Source organism: Saliterribacillus persicus (assembly GCF_003337485.1).
In the GTDB taxonomy this organism is placed as follows: Bacteria; Bacillota; Bacilli; order Bacillales; family Amphibacillaceae; genus Saliterribacillus; species Saliterribacillus persicus.
In genome coordinates this window covers 190,423-207,122 of sequence record NZ_QPJJ01000005.1, presented here as the reverse complement: position 1 = coordinate 207,122, position 16,700 = coordinate 190,423, and the positions used below count along the sequence as shown (strand labels likewise).

The 16,700-nt window shown below is 33.7% G+C and carries 12 protein-coding genes; 10 read left to right on the top strand and 2 right to left on the bottom strand.

The window, feature by feature from the left end; translation table 11 throughout:
- Nucleotides 1–16: 16 nt before the first annotated feature.
- Complete coding sequence (locus DFR57_RS07740) at nucleotides 17–583, bottom strand: LOG family protein (protein ID WP_114352561.1); 567 nt, start codon at nucleotides 581–583, stop codon at nucleotides 17–19.
- Between the two features lie 161 nt (nucleotides 584–744).
- Between DFR57_RS07740 and DFR57_RS07735 the strand changes: the two genes are divergently transcribed.
- The 10 genes from DFR57_RS07735 to DFR57_RS07690 all read left to right on the top strand — a co-directional run bounded on the left by DFR57_RS07735 (nucleotide 745) and on the right by DFR57_RS07690 (nucleotide 14,285).
- Nucleotides 745–1,635, top strand: a complete 891-nt coding sequence (locus DFR57_RS07735; protein ID WP_114352560.1) for a diacylglycerol/lipid kinase family protein — start codon at nucleotides 745–747, stop codon at nucleotides 1,633–1,635.
- Nucleotides 1,636–1,664: 29 nt separating this feature from the next.
- Nucleotides 1,665–2,546 (top strand): diacylglycerol/lipid kinase family protein, encoded by an 882-nt coding sequence (locus tag DFR57_RS07730; protein WP_114352559.1) that lies wholly within the window; start codon nucleotides 1,665–1,667, stop codon nucleotides 2,544–2,546.
- A 107-nt stretch (nucleotides 2,547–2,653) separates the two neighbouring features.
- Nucleotides 2,654–3,928, top strand: a complete 1,275-nt coding sequence (locus tag DFR57_RS07725) for an ATP-binding protein (RefSeq protein WP_114352558.1) — start codon at nucleotides 2,654–2,656, stop codon at nucleotides 3,926–3,928.
- A gap of 421 nt (nucleotides 3,929–4,349) precedes the next feature.
- The gene (locus DFR57_RS07720) at nucleotides 4,350–5,873 is read left to right on the top strand and encodes an extracellular solute-binding protein (RefSeq protein WP_114352604.1); all 1,524 of its coding nucleotides are present in this window, start codon (nucleotides 4,350–4,352) and stop codon (nucleotides 5,871–5,873) included.
- Nucleotides 5,874–5,962: 89 nt separating this feature from the next.
- Nucleotides 5,963–6,922: an ABC transporter permease gene (locus DFR57_RS07715; RefSeq protein ID WP_114352557.1), complete on the top strand. Its 960-nt coding sequence runs from the start codon at nucleotides 5,963–5,965 to the stop codon at nucleotides 6,920–6,922.
- A gap of 60 nt (nucleotides 6,923–6,982) precedes the next feature.
- On the top strand, nucleotides 6,983–7,858 hold the full coding sequence (locus DFR57_RS07710; RefSeq protein ID WP_114352556.1) for a carbohydrate ABC transporter permease: 876 nt from the start codon (nucleotides 6,983–6,985) through the stop codon (nucleotides 7,856–7,858).
- 146 nt (nucleotides 7,859–8,004) lie between these two features.
- On the top strand, nucleotides 8,005–10,344 hold the full coding sequence (locus DFR57_RS07705) for a helix-turn-helix domain-containing protein (protein WP_114352555.1): 2,340 nt from the start codon (nucleotides 8,005–8,007) through the stop codon (nucleotides 10,342–10,344).
- A gap of 32 nt (nucleotides 10,345–10,376) precedes the next feature.
- Nucleotides 10,377–12,992, top strand: coding sequence for a glycosyl hydrolase (locus tag DFR57_RS07700; RefSeq protein ID WP_114352554.1), 2,616 nt, complete (start codon nucleotides 10,377–10,379; stop codon nucleotides 12,990–12,992).
- Complete coding sequence (locus DFR57_RS07695) at nucleotides 12,982–13,623, top strand: YesL family protein (protein ID WP_114352553.1); 642 nt, start codon at nucleotides 12,982–12,984, stop codon at nucleotides 13,621–13,623. Before DFR57_RS07700 ends, DFR57_RS07695 begins: the two co-directional genes overlap by 11 nt.
- 23 nt (nucleotides 13,624–13,646) lie before the next feature.
- Nucleotides 13,647–14,285 carry a rhamnogalacturonan acetylesterase gene (locus DFR57_RS07690; RefSeq protein ID WP_114352552.1) on the top strand — a complete coding sequence of 213 codons (639 nt, stop codon included), beginning with the start codon at nucleotides 13,647–13,649 and terminating at the stop codon, nucleotides 14,283–14,285.
- Between the two features lie 52 nt (nucleotides 14,286–14,337).
- On the opposite strand, the gene DFR57_RS07685 is transcribed toward DFR57_RS07690, so the two are convergent.
- Nucleotides 14,338–16,482, bottom strand: coding sequence for a methyl-accepting chemotaxis protein (locus tag DFR57_RS07685; RefSeq protein WP_114352551.1), 2,145 nt, complete (start codon nucleotides 16,480–16,482; stop codon nucleotides 14,338–14,340).
- Nucleotides 16,483–16,700: the final 218 nt, after the last annotated feature.

Sequence of the window (16,700 nt, the reverse complement as noted above, 5' to 3'; positions counted from 1 at the left end):
GCAGGAAATAACTTTCTTATTCATAGTTTTTAATCCCAGGTGAAATAAATTGGTTCATTCTTTGTAATAAAATATTTGGGTTACTTTCAACGATCATCATTTCACGATACTTTTCATTCATAAACTTCTCGTCTGCAAGTTTATGGATGAAAGAAATTAATGGGTCATAATAGTTATATGTATTTAAAATTCCACAGGGTTTATCATGTAAACCGATCTGTATCCATGTGAAAACTTCAAAAAATTCTTCCAATGTTCCAGTTCCTCCTGGTAACATAACAAATCCATCAGCTAGTTCAATCATTTTCGCTTTTCTTTCATGCATTGTTTCTACCATAATCATCTCTGATAATGCGGTGTGTGAAATTTCTCTTTCATGCAATAAGTGAGGCATTACGCCAATAGCATATCCATTATTCGTCAACACCCCTTCAGCAACTTTACCCATTAAACCAAGTTTAGCTCCGCCATATATTAGTTTAATATTATTTTTTGCAAGAAGCTCACCAAATTTTTTTGCTTCTTCTTTATAAATATCATGCCTACCATAACTTGATCCACAAAATACAGCAATTGTTTTCACCTAAACCACCTCATTATTATTCTACCAAATTTTATTCCCTTCATTTGAAAATATGTATATAAAGTATAGTAAAGAATTGAAAATTAAGTCAAATGGATTACTTTGATAAAAAAGAGGGAATATAAATAAAAGTGATCTAGTAAAAAAGGGAGTTCTGTATAATGGAAAACGCAATGTTAATTGTAAACCCTAGCTCAGGGGGAGAAAAAGGAAAAGTGTTTGAGGATGATGTAAGAGAAATGTTGATCTCTTTAGGATATGATGTAATCATACGGGAAACAGAAAAAGAATTTGATGCCACCCACTTTGCGATGGAAGCTTGTGAAAGAAAGTTAGATTTTGTTGTAGCGATGGGCGGAGATGGCACAATAAATGAGGTTGTGAATGGACTAGCTAGTGAATCTTATAGACCGAAATTAGGAATCATTCCTCTAGGAACAGTGAACGATTTTGCCCGTGCTTTACATATTCCACTTAAGCCAAAAAAAGCTATTGAACTAATACGGAAATCGCCACAAGCTACCCCAGTAGATATAGGAAAAATAAATGATACCTACTTTATGAATATCATCGCAATTGGTGCAATAGCTGAAGCAACATTTCAAGTGTCAGTGGAACAAAAATCAAAACTAGGACCACTCGCTTATCTGGTTGAAGGGGTAAAATCTTTAGCAGAAGAAGCAACCTTTGATATAGAGATTTGCGCTGATGATGAAGAAATAACAGAGAAATCGATGCTTGTTTTAGTCGCATTAACAAATTCTGTAGGAGGATTTGAAAAGTTAGCATCAGATGCTGAAGTGGATGACGGTTTGATGCATATTTTTATCATGAAAAATTTAAATGCAATGGAGATATTAAATGTAGTGGGTTCAACCATTACAGGGAAGCTATCTGATAATGAAAATATTATTTATAAAAAATACAGCCAAGCTAAAATTAGTTCAACTAGGGAATTAACTGCAAATATTGATGGAGATGAAGGAGAGAATCTCCCATTAAATCTTGAGGTTTTACCGAAACATATCCATATTGTAACTGGAAGTGAATAGAACTAAAACTAGAAAAAAGGTGATTGTTTATGAAGCAGGCTAGAATTATTTTAAACCCAAGCTCAGGTACAGAAAAAGCACGTACGTTTAAGGAACAAGTAGTGGACGTTTTAAAGGATCGTTATGATGTTTTTGTAGAGGAAACAGAAGGAGAGGGAGATGCCACACGTTTTGCTGAAAATGCTTGTATTGATGAAATTGATTTATTAGTCATCATGGGTGGGGATGGGACGATAAATGAAGTTGTTAATGGATTAGCAGAGATGGAATATAGGCCGATTATAGGAATAATTCCTCTTGGTACAGTTAACAATTTCCCTCGAGCGATTGGTTTGCCACTTCGTCCAAAAAAAGCAATCGAACTACTAAAAGAAATAAAAACAAAACATGTGGATGTTGGAAAAGTGAACAATGGTTATTTTATCAATTTAATTAATATTGGTGCATTAGCAGAAGCTACTTATAATGTTAGTGCGGAACAAAAAACAAAATTCGGCTCACTTGCTTATTTCCTTGAAGGTATTAAAACACTACAAGAAGAAGAAAAATTTAGTGTCAAAATAGAAACAGATAATGAAAGTTTTCATGAACAAGCAATGCTTGTACTTGTAGCAATTACTGACACGGTTGCAAGCATAGAAAATGTGATTGCAAGTGCCGATGTAAATGATGGATTTATGCATTTGTTTATTATGAGAGAACTTAATCCAAAAGAGGCGCTATCTTTAGCTAGGGCAGCTGTTAGAGGAGAGATAGAAGCAGAAGATCAAATTATATACTGTAAAACAAAAAAAATTTCCATTACTGCTGATAAAAAATTAACGACAAATGTCGATGGTGATGAAGGTTTTGAACTCCCACTCGAAATTGAAATATTACCCAAACAACTTGAAGTTGTAGTAGATGAATAAAAAAATAATTGCAGTTATGCTATTTAATTCTGCTATAATTAAAAAGTCAATACCAAAATAGCACTACTATTTATTGAAAGTTATGCAACTGGGAGTGAAGAAGAGAGATGGGAATCTGTGCAAGCTGTCCGTCCAATCCATCATGTTCTGTATGTACTGAATATATTGATGGAGGGTCATTAAGAAAGAAAGTAGATCCACCAGTACGTCTTACATTACAAGATTCTGTCACAGGAAAGAATTATACTGGTAAGTTATTAGTTATTAGCAGAGTAGGGATGCTAATAGAAACAGAGGCGCCAAATAATACGTACGAAGTTAATATAGATGGTGAAATAAATGCTGAAGTGTCCCCAGTATTTCATAAAGGATTAGAGGAACAGGGTGTGACAGCCTTTGATATAACTAAAGTAGCTAGACTAAAGGATCAGGATACACGATTATCAAGAGATGAATATGAATATTTATTTATGAATAAACGGGAGCTAGTAGATCATTTAACCGAAGATCTTGAGGATGATGTAAAAAATAAAGTGCGCGATGCATTAAAATCGGAATTACTTAAATCAGAGTTATTAGAGCAATTGCAAGTAGGAACTACGTTTAAGTATGAAAAGGGTCACTTAAAACAAATTAGTGGAAATAAAGAACCACTTCTCACTGAAAAATTAATGATGACAATGATGCAGGATGCGCTTCGTGATAATGAACCAAAAAGAGATACGATTATAGATGAAGATACTGAGCGATATATTGACATTCATTCGATACCTTTAGGCTATCAAAGTGGAGGTTTTTTAAGCTTTGATATAACTGATATTGTTCGGAAAGAAAAAGAGTTAATGGAAGAACAATGGGAAAGCTTTCGCGATGTAGTGTTTGCTATTTCTAACGGAAAAGTCCAATTAGTCAAGAAAGAGACTATTGCTGAAATAGTAAAGGGTTATAAAATGGAAGCGGTTTTTGACCTAAAATCTGCAAACCAATTAAATGAGGTAAGACAACGATTAAAAGATATATTATTAAAAGCAAAAATGCCTGTTGCGTTCCATTACCGTATTCTTTTAACTGTCCAAGAAGGCTTAACTAATGCTCTTAAACATGCAGGCAATGGACACATGGAAGTACTTGAAAATGAAACAAATCTCTTATTTATAATAAAAGATAAGGGAAAAGGGATTCGTTTACAAGATATTCCTCGTGCAACCTTGATTAAAGGATACTCCACCTCTTCTACATTAGGACAAGGGTTCCATTTAATGACTACATATACTGATCAACTTTATATCAAGTCAGATGGAAGCGGTACGATTATTATTCTGGAATTTAACAAAAAATCAAATGGAAATAACGAAACAAATATACTAACTGCACCTGAATGAGAAATTTCATTTTGGGTGCAGCTTTTTCTTTTATTCTATTAGATTACATTATTTTCTTGAAAACTAAGTTTGTTTAGAGTATTTAAATTTTATTAGTTTATGAATAGGTTGCAAAAATAAGAAACTAACTTTATACTCACTAGTTTCTTTCTTTGTTGATTCGAGATAACTAAAAATACGAATGTGCAAGAAAGTGATAAAGAAGAAAAAAAGTGATATTATAATGGTTTGAAGACTGATATAAAGGGATTTAAACACGAGAAAATATTTGGACAAAAAATGAATATTGCCAGCAAATTGAAAGCGCTTTATATTTTGGTTAACGCAACGATTTTTGTTTCGTAATCAAATAGAAAAGGAGGAAAGAAAACATAGTGTGAAGTGTTTTGCAATCATAATTCAAAAAGGGGAGAAAGATTATATGATGAAAAATAAGTCAAAGAGTTTAGCTGCATTATTATTTACCTTATTACTAACTTTATTTCTTGTAGCTTGTAATGAAGAAGAAGCTGGTTCAGAAAATTCAGGGGAGGAAAATGGTGAATCCTCAGGAAGTGACGAAGCTTACGATTTATCTATTATGACAACAGCCTTTACACCTGAACCACCTACGTCTGATAGTCCTGCTTGGCAAGCCATCGAAGAATATACCAATACAAATATGGACATTACATTTGTACCTAATAGTAATTATGAGGAAAGGTTTAACATAACGTTGGCATCTGGAGACTTGCCAGATATTATTTTAACAGGAAAAACTCCTAGTTTTATTAATGCAGTAGGAGATGGTGCGTTTTGGGATTTAACGGATCACATTGAAGATTATGAAAATTTAAGTCAAATGAATGATATCGTTAAAAACAATATTTCAATTGATGGTAAAATTTATTCTATTTATCGAGCTCGTCCACTTGGACGTATGGCTACGAGCATTAGAAAAGATTGGTTAGAAAACCTTGGTATGGAAATGCCAACAACCACAGAAGAATTTTACGATGTGATGCATGCTTTCACACACGATGATCCTGATGGTAATGGAAAAGATGACACAATTGGGCAAGTTGTATCTGAATATCCAGGACCGTGGAATATTATGCAAACTTGGTTCGGGGTGCCAAATAAATGGGGCATCGATGAAAATAACGAATTATATCCACATTTTCAAGCACCGGAATATAAGGAAGCATTAGATTATTTCAAAAGGATGTATGATGAAGGATTAGTAAACGAAGACTTTGCTGTCATGGATCCAGCTAAATGGCATGATTCTTTTGTAAAAGGTGAAGCAGGAACTGTCGTGGATGTGGCAGATGCAGCAACAAGAAATTTGAATAATATGGTTAAAGCTGACCCTGAATTAGAGGGAAGTGTGGACATATTTGGTTCTGTTGAAGGACCTAATGGATTATTTAACCTACCAACTACTGGTTATAGTATGATGTTTGCTATCTCAAAAGGAAGTGTAGAAACCGAAGAAGAACTACATCGTGTGCTTGATTTTATAGACAAATTAAGTAGTGAAAAAGGGCAACGTTTGGCATATAACGGGGTAGAAGGAACGCACTATGAGATTGAAGACGGTGAGTATGTTCCAACAGAAGATCAAAAATTGGTATATGAGTATGAAGATTTAAACCAACTACTAACCTTTGTTCCTGAAAATCGTTATTTAGAAAAACCAGTTACAGAGTTGAAAGAAAAAGAACGTCAAATTCAGACTGAAAATGAAGATATAGTTGTAGCAAATCCAGCTGAACCATTAGTCTCTGAAATATATGGACGTCAAGGTGAACAGTTAGACAATATTATTGAAGATGCAAGAATTCAGTATATTGTTGGTCAAATTGATGAAAGTGGTTTAGAAGAAGCAGAAGAATTATGGATGAATTCAGGTGGAAAAGAGTATATTGAAGAAATTAATCAATTGTATCAAGAAGCTAACTAATAGCTATCTAATGCCAAGGCAAGTGAAGTCTATTGGAGTACTTGCCTTGGCTTTATTGTAAAGTTAATAAATACATAGGGGGGAATCAAGTGACACAGCTAAGCATAAGAAAAAATAAAAAATCGAAAAACCAATCAGGAAGTAGGCTTACAAAAACGCAAATTTTTATTCGTGATAAATGGCTTTATGTCTTATTAATACCAGGTATTCTCTACTTTGCACTATTTAAATATCTTCCAATGTGGGGGGTGCTAATGGCGTTTCAGGATTACTCTCCGTTTCTGGGTTTTTGGGAAAGTGATTGGGTAGGCTTTGACCATTTTCAATATTTCTTCCAAAATCCTGATTTTTTCCGACTCCTAAGAAACACGTTAATATTAGCTTTTTATGATATTATCTTTTTCTTTCCAGCACCAATAATTGTTGCATTGCTATTAAATGAAGTCCGCATGCAATTATTTAAACGCACTATTCAAACATTGGTTTATGTACCACATTTCATGTCTTGGGTAATTATTGCGAGTATTAGTTATGTATTCCTTACTACTAGTGGGGGAGCAGTAAACGCAGTTGTTGAATACTTTACAGGAGAAAAGATTTCATTTTTATCTAGTCCTGATTGGTTTAGACCCATGATTATCGGGCAAGTCATATGGAAAGAAACTGGATGGGGTACTGTTATTTTTCTTGCTGCTTTAGCTAGTGTTAGCGCAGAGCAGTATGAAGCTGCCATTATTGATGGGGCAGGGCGTTTCCGTCGCATGTGGCACGTAACATTACCAGCTCTTAGAAGTACCATTGTAATTTTATTAATTTTAAGATTAGGGAATTTTTTGGATCAAGGCTTCCAACAAATATATCTAATGACTAATTCTTTAAATAGAAGTGTTGCAGATGTATTTGATACGTATGTTTACTTTGTAGGGATAACACAAGGAGCTTTTAGTTACAGTACCGCAGTTGGCTTGTTTAAAGCAGTAGTTGGAATAATCTTAATCTATGGAGCCGACTATGTAGCGAAGAAAATGGGGCAAACGGGGTTATTTTAACTTGTTGCTTACTTATTTATAAAAATAACCACTGGTATGATAACAAGGAGGTTCTAAGTCATGCATAAAATGCATAATACACCAGCAGGAAGAGTTTTTGATGTCTTTAATCATATTTTATTAATAGTGATGGGGTTAGTAACGTTAGTACCATTTTTATATGTTATTGCAGGCTCGTTCGCAACAGAAGCAGAAATAGCGTCACGTCCATTCTTTCTAATTCCAGAAACCATTACGTTAGATGCTTATCGTTATATATTTTCTACCACTACCTTTATTCGAAGTATTGGGATTTCTATTTTTGTCACTATACTTGGTACGATTGTTAGTCTGCTTTTGACCCTAACAATGGCTTACCCTTTATCACGTCATAACTTATTAGGAAGAGGAATTATTCTTAATTTAGTTGTGTTCACCATGGTTTTTAATGGTGGCATGATTCCAACTTATATGGTTGTCCGAAATTTAGGTTTAATCGATTCGTTATGGGCATTGATATTACCAGTTGCGATTAATCCATTTTATTTAATTATCGTGAAAAGTTTTTTTCAGAATTTACCTACAGAATTAGAGGAAGCAGCCAAAATAGATGGTTGTTCCGATATGGGAGTTTTTTGGAAAATTGTTATTCCACTCTCTAAGCCAGTTATTGCAACATTTACACTTTTCTACGCAGTTTTTTATTGGAATGATTTCTTTAATGCGCTTCTCTATATTAGCGATAGTGCAAAATGGCCTGTGCAATTGTTATTACAGCAGCTTATGATGGTTGCTAATGTAGATTTTGGTGAAATGGATACCATGCTATCTGAACCACCAGAAGAATCGTTGAAGTTAGCTGTAGTTGTTGTAGCAACTTTACCTATCCTAGTTTTTTATCCGTTTTTGCAAAAGCATTTTGCCAAAGGAATTCTATTAGGGTCAGTGAAAGGTTAATGTGCATTTTAACAGCATATTAGTAGTTGGGAAGAATAAAATTATAGCGTAAGCCCTTTTGAATTATGATAAAATAACAGAAAAAGAATGCGTTTACATTTATGGTATTATGTATTTTACTTGTAAATAAAAGGGTGAGTGAATAGATGAAGCGAAAAATAGGGGAATGGAAAGAATGGATTAGTAATAGTTGGACTAGTCAATATTTCAGAAGGAGCTTTTTACTAATTTTACTTATAGCATCTATTCCTGGAGTTATTTCTGGAGTAGGTATTTATTGGTTTGGATTATCATCAACGGAAGCGGAATTAAGAGATATTCACCGAAAAGAGATCGATGATAGAGCAAAAAATATAGATGACCAATTTAATTATTTAGAGGAGTCCCTATCTTATTGGGCTTTTGAACCGAGTTTTAATTCAAATATCATGGAAATGGACTTTGTGGTGAATTTTCAGGATACAAGAGAAATTAAACAAAAATTGATGATATTGCAAGGAAGCCATCCATTAATCGAAGATGTGGAACTTTTTGTAGATCGAAATAAACCAGTATTATTTAATCCATACCTTTCTTACTTAAATGATACTAACCTGCAAAGAGCTTATAAATCATTATTAGACAGAAATCAAAATGTTACATGGAAGCAACCCGATTTATTTGAAGCATATAGTAAGTATGAAAATGAAATAACACTTACCCACCATATTCCTGGTGTAAGTAACAAGCCTTTTGGATCAATTATTGTTTCTCTCGACAAATACAAGGTTGCACAATTATTGCAAACGCTAACTCCTTATAGTGAGGGAAGTACATATTTGTTAAATGATGAAAAAGAAATAATTCTAGCGGCCAATGAAAAGGATGCTTCCTTTGAACAAGCAATTAGTGAGAAATTATTGACAGCAGAATCTGAAGATCAAGTTTTTCAGTTAGAGTGGGAAAATGAAACGTATTCTATTTCTTATGGCACATTTGGAAGAATCGATTCAAATTGGACGTATATTTCAGTTGCGCCTATATCATCGATTACTTCACCAATTGTTACGATTTCAAAAGTTATTTTAATAGCTAGCTTCTCGTTAATATTAATTGCGTTTATCATGACGTGGTTTGCGTCGAATAAACTTTATCGACCAGTAAAAAAACTAATTTCAACATTTGCAAATGAAACAGACAGGTCCTCAGTATTTATTAAAAAGAAACAAGTGGATGAATTTGAAATGATTCGAAATCACTTTACAGCATTAACTGATGAGCGAGAACATTTACAAAGCCGCTTAGCAAAACAAATGCCACAATTAAGACAAAACTTTCTAACGCAGCTCACAAAAGGATATCTTTATGACCATAGTGAAGAAGATCTAAGAAAACGAATGGAGAATTATGGTTGGAAGGTAGAAGAACATCAGTTTCAATTAATTGATGTTCAATTAACGGGTATCTATGAAACTAATTTAAGTCTTGAAAAAGATGAATCACTTCTTACTTTTGCCATTGCTAATATCATGGATGACTTGGGAGAGGAATTTTTTGATCAGTACTCGGTTTTGAACTATTATGATTTGTCTGCAGGTATGTTTTTACTATTTCCGAAGGAGGACGAGAGTCTATCCTATAATTTATATACATTTTCAGAAAGACTGACACGGCTTATAAATGAAATTTTTCTATTGAAAGCGACAATTACAATAAGTCCTGCAGTCTCGGAGGTTAAGCAGGTTGCTTCATTGTTCGAAGAGGTTGGACGTGGCAAAAGATATCGTGAATTTGATAATCAAAATCAAATTATACATTTATCTGACATCGAAGCACAAGACAAGAACAGTAATTGGGTCTATCCTTTTGAGTTAGAGAAAGAAATTATTCAATCCTTAAGAAGAGGGAAAATAAATGAGTCAGAGGCACTGATACGTCGTTTTTTCAATGATTTAATAGATAAAGATAATAAAGAAATGAACATTCATATTAGTATAATTCAGTTATTTTCAAGTATTCAGCATGAAATATTGCATTCCGGAATAGATCCTCACACACTGTATAAGGAACGGGATATGTATCATGAATTATCTCAAATCAGAGAAAGAGAATGGATCATTCGATTTCTAATTGATGAAGTAATTAAGCCATATGTGGAATTAGTAGAAAATAGTATGAATATTGAAATGAAGAAACTAGTAGATAAGGTTACTTTATATCTTCATGAAAATTACATGGAGGATATCTCCTTAGATAATTGTGCAGATATTTCGAACACAACATCATATACATTAAGTAAGGCCTTCAAAAAAATATTAGGAATTAATTTTATTGATTATTTAACTGATATACGAATTAATAAAGCAAAAGAATTATTATTAAACTCTGATTTGAAAATTAATGAGATTGCAGAGAAAGTAGGTTATCGACATAGTTATTTCAACCGAATTTTCAAAAAAGAAGTTGGTGTACCACCAAGCCAATTTAGAAAAAGTAAATCCTCATAAATTGGCAGAATTTAATTTCAGGGGGAAATAGGATGTACTCACAAATGGAAGAAGCATTTTTAAATCCTGACAAAGAATTTACTCCAATGCCATTTTGGTTTTGGAATGATCAATTAAATGAAGAAGAATTAAAACAACAAATTCATGACTTTGATGATAAAGGAGTTAATGGATTTGTCTTACATCCTCGAATGGGAATTCCTAAGAATACTCCCTATTTATCAAAGTCTTTTATGCACTATGTAAAATTTGCTATCAAAGAAGCCGCTAGACTAAAGATGAAAGTAATTTTATATGATGAAGGGATGTATCCGTCAGGGTCTGCAAATGGGGAGGTTGTAAAAGAAAATCCTGCTTTTGCAAGTAGGGGCCTCTATATGACCAAGATCTCTGCCACAGTTTTTCATTCGAATAATTTGACTCTTCCTTTGGACGAAGGAGAGAAGTTAGTAGCTTTATATTTTGCTAATCAAGGGAAAGAAACCGAAGTTAATTTAGACTCTGTTACCTGTTTATATCCATTAAGTGTCCCAATTGTAACAGAATTAAAAATTGAGAGTAGAAGTCATATTAAAATAGATGAAACAAGTTGGGAAGCGTTTTTTAAACAAAATATAGATTCGGAGTCATGGGATGTTATCGCTTGTGTGGAAACATATTCGAGGGGGACAATTCGAGGTATTCATTCTGGGCAAGACGATGGGGAAAAAGATGCCCCGCAATCAGCAGATTTACTCAATCCACAAGCTGTTCAATCATTTATACGGCATACTCATGAAAAATATAAAGCAGAAGTTGGAGAATATTTTGGTTCAACTATTACGGCTATGTTTACTGATGAACCTAATATACTTGGTCGAAATCCTCGTGCTGACGTCATTCCTTGGACAGAAGGGTTATTGGATGAATTTCTTGCAAATGATCATGAATTGAAGGATTTATTAGGATTATTTATTGATGAAAATGAAGAGGTTAATTCTGTGAAAGTACGGTATAACAGGATGATAAAGGAGCGTATGAAGCGGGTTTATTATCAGACATTAAGCGAATGGTGTGAAAAAAATAATTTGGCTTTAACAGGTCATCCTGCAGAGAGTGATGACATTGGATTATTGGATTCTTTTCATATTCCAGGTCAAGATGTGGTTTGGCGATGGGTTGCTCCAGAATATAATAAGGGGATAGAAGGTGAACACTCCACAGCAGCAAAATGTAGTTCCGATGCAGCTAGACATCGCAGGAGAAGGAGAAATCTCAATGAGGTATTGGGTGTGTGTGGAATTGATAATAATTGGAATTTGACAGCTGATGATATGAAGTGGTATATTGATTGGCTGGCTGTTCGAGGTGTGAATTTATATAGTCCACACGCCTTTTATTATTCGATAAATGGGAAAATAAGAAGCCATGAACGTCCTCCAGATGTTGGACCGAATAATACGTGGTGGCCATATTATACATACTTCAGCACATACATGAAAAGATTAAGTTGGCTGATGACAGATAGTGTGAATCAAGCTAGTGTTGCCATCTATGCAAAGAGAGATTATCTGACATGGAAAAGCGCAAAACTATTTTTTCAAAATCAAGTAGAATTTAATTATTTGGAAGCAGATTTAATTGAAGCTGATCAGGTCATGATAAATGATAGCTTTTTAGAAATTGCTAATCAACGTTATAGTGTCTTAGTTTTAGAGGATATAGCATTAAGTGATATTTCGAAAGGAGTAAAGAGCAAGCTTTTAATATGGACTAAAAATGGCGGGCATTTAATGTCAGATAATACTGAGATTGTTAACTACTTTGGAGGAATATTCTTCTCAGATAATAGTTTACTAGAGGAAGTGAATAAGTTACTGAAAGAAGATACTAGTCCTAGATTGCATTTTAATAAATATGCATCAAACATTAGAATCTCAACAGTTTTAAAAGAAAGTAGCTATTTTCACCTTATAGTAAATGAAGGAGAAGAGGGATTTACAGGTAACATTATAAATAATATACCGGGAAAGGTATCGAAATGGGATGCCTGGTCAGGAGAAATCCAATCTTTGCCTAATGCAAAGATAGCAGGTAGGAGTAAGGATGCTCAATTAATAGGAGAAATTCCAGTCCAATTAGAACGACGAAGTTCAATTATTTTAAACATAGATCCCAATAAGTCTATCAATACTCAAGCAGCTATCGATAATCCGAAGAGTCAAAAAACACTATGGCAAAACCTTAAAGAAATAAGCGGACCATGGAGAGTAAGTTGCCAAGACAAAGTCGTCTATGAAGATTTAACAATTCTTTCAGACTGGGTCAACTGGGATGGCTTTAAAGAATATTCTGGCTCCATGGAGTATAATGCAACCTTTAGTATAACCCATTCTCCTAATTCCAGAAGGCTAATAATTGACCTAGGAGAATGCGTTGAAATAGCAGAGGTATATTTAAATGAGGTATCTGTAGGGGTGAAGATGTGGGCACCTTATCAGCTTATTTTTAATAAAAATCTGCTTCAAAAAAGTGAAAATAAGCTTAGAATTATTGTGACAAATAATGCTGCTAATAAAATGGATAAACTCAAAAAAAAGTCTGGCTTAATAGGGCCCGTATTATTAAAAGAAGAAGTAATACAAGGTGGTGAAAAACGTGCAAGATGATTCCTTTGTAGGAAAGTTTTATCAGTTTGGTGAAGCTATTCTTTTTCTATTTTATGTGAATTTTTTATGGGTTTCTTTTACTCTTTTAGGTTTAGTTGTTTTTGGGTTAGGTCCAAGCACTGTAGCTATGTTTTCTATTTTCAGAAAGTGGGCGATGGGTGAGAAAGGACTGCCCGTTTTTAAAATGTATTGGCAAGCATATCGTGAGGAGTTTATGAAAACAAATGGTATAACTTTGCTATTAATTTTTATTGGGTACATGTTGTATATTAATATGCAGTATTTTGAAGTACCTATACCTTGGCTTAATATGACGATAAAGGCCCTTTTTATCATCGTGTTTTTCATGTATTTAATTATGATTGCTTATTTTTATCCCTTATATGTCCATTATGATAACAAGTTTTATAGTTATTTAAAAAATGCATTATTAATAACCATTTATCAGCCTATTCGTACTTTTTATTTATTAGCCGCTGTTTTTACACTTTATTATTTATGGGTCTCTTTTCCAATATTTTTATTCTTATTTGGAGCAAGTTTAACTAGTATGATTGTTATGTGGATTTCTTATCGCACTTTCTTACGAATTGAATATAAGCAATCTATTTTAGCAGAGCAACCTTCTTAAAAATGGAAAGTAGGCGTATATTAATGAAATTAAAGAAACACTTATACATTGCAAGCGACTCAACAGCGCAAACATATCCGGATAAGGAAGCTCCTCAAGCAGGTTGGGGTCAATTCCTTTCAAACTATTTACCTGAAAAATTAGAAGTGTGTAACCATGCAATTGGTGGAAGAAGTAGTAAAACTTTTATCGAAGAAGGCAGACTAACTGAAATAATGAAAAAGATTAAAACAAATGATTTTCTTTTAATTCAGATGGGGCATAACGATTCCACGAAGGAACGACCTTTGCGTTATACAGAAGCTTATGGAGATTTCAAAGAATACTTAACAGAATATATTGTCGAAGGCAGAAAAAAAGGGGCTATTCCAATATTAATTACCCCAGTTGCAAGGTTACATTATGTAAAAAATGAATTTCTAGCAGATTTTGGTGATTATTGTAATGCCATAAAGGAAGTAGCATATAAGGAGAAAGTAGATTGTATCGATCTTATGAAACACAGTCTATATCACTTAGAGAATATTGGATATCAAGAAGCTGCAACTTACTTTATGGTATCTCATAATGGAGAGGATTGTACGCACTATACCAGAAAAGGTGCTGATAGGATTGCAAGAATTCTAGCATTATATTTGATGCCACTATTAGCAGACAAATAATTAGGAATGTAAAAAATGGTTGGCCCAGTATCATTGGGCCAACCATTTTTAATTATACTTTAAATTTATTTAAGGTATCTTGTAAATCGGTGGAAAGCTCTTTTAATTGATCAGACGTGTTAACTAGAGATTCACTTACTTTTAACTGCTCTTCAGTAGTCGCTGAAACTTCTTCACTAATAGCTGAAGATTCTTCTGCTGTTGCACTAACCTGATGAATGGTGGAAGAGAGTGTCTCTTGGGAAGCTCTAAGTTGTTTAATCGAACTTGTCACTTCCGTAATTTTGTCCGTAAATGCGCTCATTCTTCCGCCCACATCATTCAGTATCTCTTGGGTTTCTTCAGCCTGACCTACCTGCTCTTTAAACCTTGGTCCAGCCTCTTCTAAAACATGTAATGTTTCATTTACCTCGAAAACAATACCATTTGTGATTTCTTCGACTCTATCAATCGAATCTTTGGATTGATTCGAAAGTTTTCTAATTTCTTCGGCAACTACTGCAAATCCACTACCAGCATCACCAGCACGTGCAGCTTCTATTGCAGCATTAAGTGCTAGAAGGTTCGTTTGCTGCGCAATATTCGTTAACATGATCATTACGTCATTAATTTGTTCTGTACTTTCTTTTAAGGTATCAACCTTACTCATTAGAGCATCTGTCATGGATGCGCCGTCTTTTGTTTTTTGTACAAGTTCATTCATTTTATCTAAACCAGTATTACTTCTTTTTAATACCTGTCCAGCATAATTTTCCATTTCACTATTATTTTGAAAAACATTCTCTACTTCATCGTGGATAGAAGAAGCTAATAAGTTACCTCTTTCTGCTTCATCAGTTAAACCGGTAGCACCACTAGCAATTTCTTCTGATGCTGCTGCTACTTCCTTAGCAGATTGCGATTGCATTTGAGAGATTTCAGTGAGTTCAATCGCTGCATCCAGAACTTTTGTAGAAGACGTTCTAGTAGTTTGCATTAAATCTGAAATATTTTCTAACATTAAGTTAAAGCTTCCTGCTAGCTCACCGATTTCATCTTTACGATCAGTATCGTATGAACGCACACGAAGATCTCCCTCTTTCGCTTTAGACATAAGCATCGACATTTCTTCTAATGGTTTACCAATCATATTTATAATTCTTCTGCCTATGAATAATGAGATAAGCAAGGATAGAACTATTATCGCTGCAATGACGATAAAAATAACATTAGTGTCTTTTGTTAGTTCTTTAGCTGAGACCGAACCGACTAAATACCAATCAGTTATCTCTGACTTATCTTGAAAAACTAATCTGTCCCCGTCTTCTGTCATATTCGTTTCTGGGTCGGTTGAGATATCATACTGATAAGTTTCTTCCATTTCAGTAGGGTCGAAAGAAAAAATAGTTCTTCTCTCTGCATCTACCATACTTACTTGGTTATTTTCACCAAAACGAACATCTGCTAAGGCTTCTTCAAAAACAACTGTATTTAACTCTACAATTAATAAATATTGACTGCCACCTATTCTAAGCCGCTGTGAAAAACTTATCGTTGGATCAGAATTTGCCCCACTAAGTCCTTGTTGGAAGCCGCCAATCCATGTTGTAGCATCGTCATTCTCAAGTGCTTGGTTGTACCACTCAGTCTCTATGAAGGTATCCTCAGAAATTGTTTGAGTAGACGAAATAAGTCTACCACGATCTGAATTAATTAAATATAGATCGACATTTTGATCGATTAATGTGACTTGCATTAATGTTTCGTCAATATTATTCTTTTGAGAAAAGTAATCAAAGTTATTGGTGTCTTCATATGTATCTAACGATGTTAACGTATTACTAAAATCTTGATCCATTAATATTTCTGTTACCCGGTCCTTATACCGATTCATCATAAAATCTAATTTGTCACCAGCTTGTATGATGGTTTGTTCTGAGGCATCAGTAACTTTAGATTTAATAATGTTATTAGAAATATAATAAGAGGAAAGCCCCACAATGATTACACATACTAACACCGTAGTAATCAAGCTCGTTAGGATTTTTGTACTAACTGAATTCTTCCTTGCGACCATCTTTTGATTACTTTTATTAGTGTTATCTTTATTTGTCTTTTTCCATTTGGGTATACTTATTTTAGAAAAAGTTTCTTTCCAAGCTTTTCTCGGTTCCTTTGGTGTCGATGAATTTTTCCTTTTGAAAAATTTTCTTTTCATTTGTCTACCTCCATAAATTTAAAATTCTTTCCCTATGAAGTCTTTTTGTTATGTAAGGGCTTTCTGAATATAGTAAAATAAAAGACGAGTAAGACCATTTTCCGTAGTTATGTCGAAATTAGGTCATATTATATAGGTGATAGAATAGAATATGTAGTTCATTTAGATTATACCATGAGGAAATAAAAATAACGATAGTAATTTTACAATTTTTATAA

Coding starts and splice junctions, on each gene's coding strand:
- DFR57_RS07735 (WP_114352560.1), top strand. CDS start 745: ATGGAAAACGCAATGTTAATTGTAAACCCTAGCTCAGGGGGAGAAAAA.
- DFR57_RS07720 (WP_114352604.1), top strand. CDS start 4,350: ATGATGAAAAATAAGTCAAAGAGTTTAGCTGCATTATTATTTACCTTA.
- DFR57_RS07685 (WP_114352551.1), bottom strand. CDS start 16,482: ATGAAAAGAAAATTTTTCAAAAGGAAAAATTCATCGACACCAAAGGAA.
- DFR57_RS07710 (WP_114352556.1), top strand. CDS start 6,983: ATGCATAAAATGCATAATACACCAGCAGGAAGAGTTTTTGATGTCTTT.
- DFR57_RS07690 (WP_114352552.1), top strand. CDS start 13,647: ATGAAATTAAAGAAACACTTATACATTGCAAGCGACTCAACAGCGCAA.
- DFR57_RS07730 (WP_114352559.1), top strand. CDS start 1,665: ATGAAGCAGGCTAGAATTATTTTAAACCCAAGCTCAGGTACAGAAAAA.
- DFR57_RS07700 (WP_114352554.1), top strand. CDS start 10,377: ATGTACTCACAAATGGAAGAAGCATTTTTAAATCCTGACAAAGAATTT.
- DFR57_RS07725 (WP_114352558.1), top strand. CDS start 2,654: ATGGGAATCTGTGCAAGCTGTCCGTCCAATCCATCATGTTCTGTATGT.
- DFR57_RS07705 (WP_114352555.1), top strand. CDS start 8,005: ATGAAGCGAAAAATAGGGGAATGGAAAGAATGGATTAGTAATAGTTGG.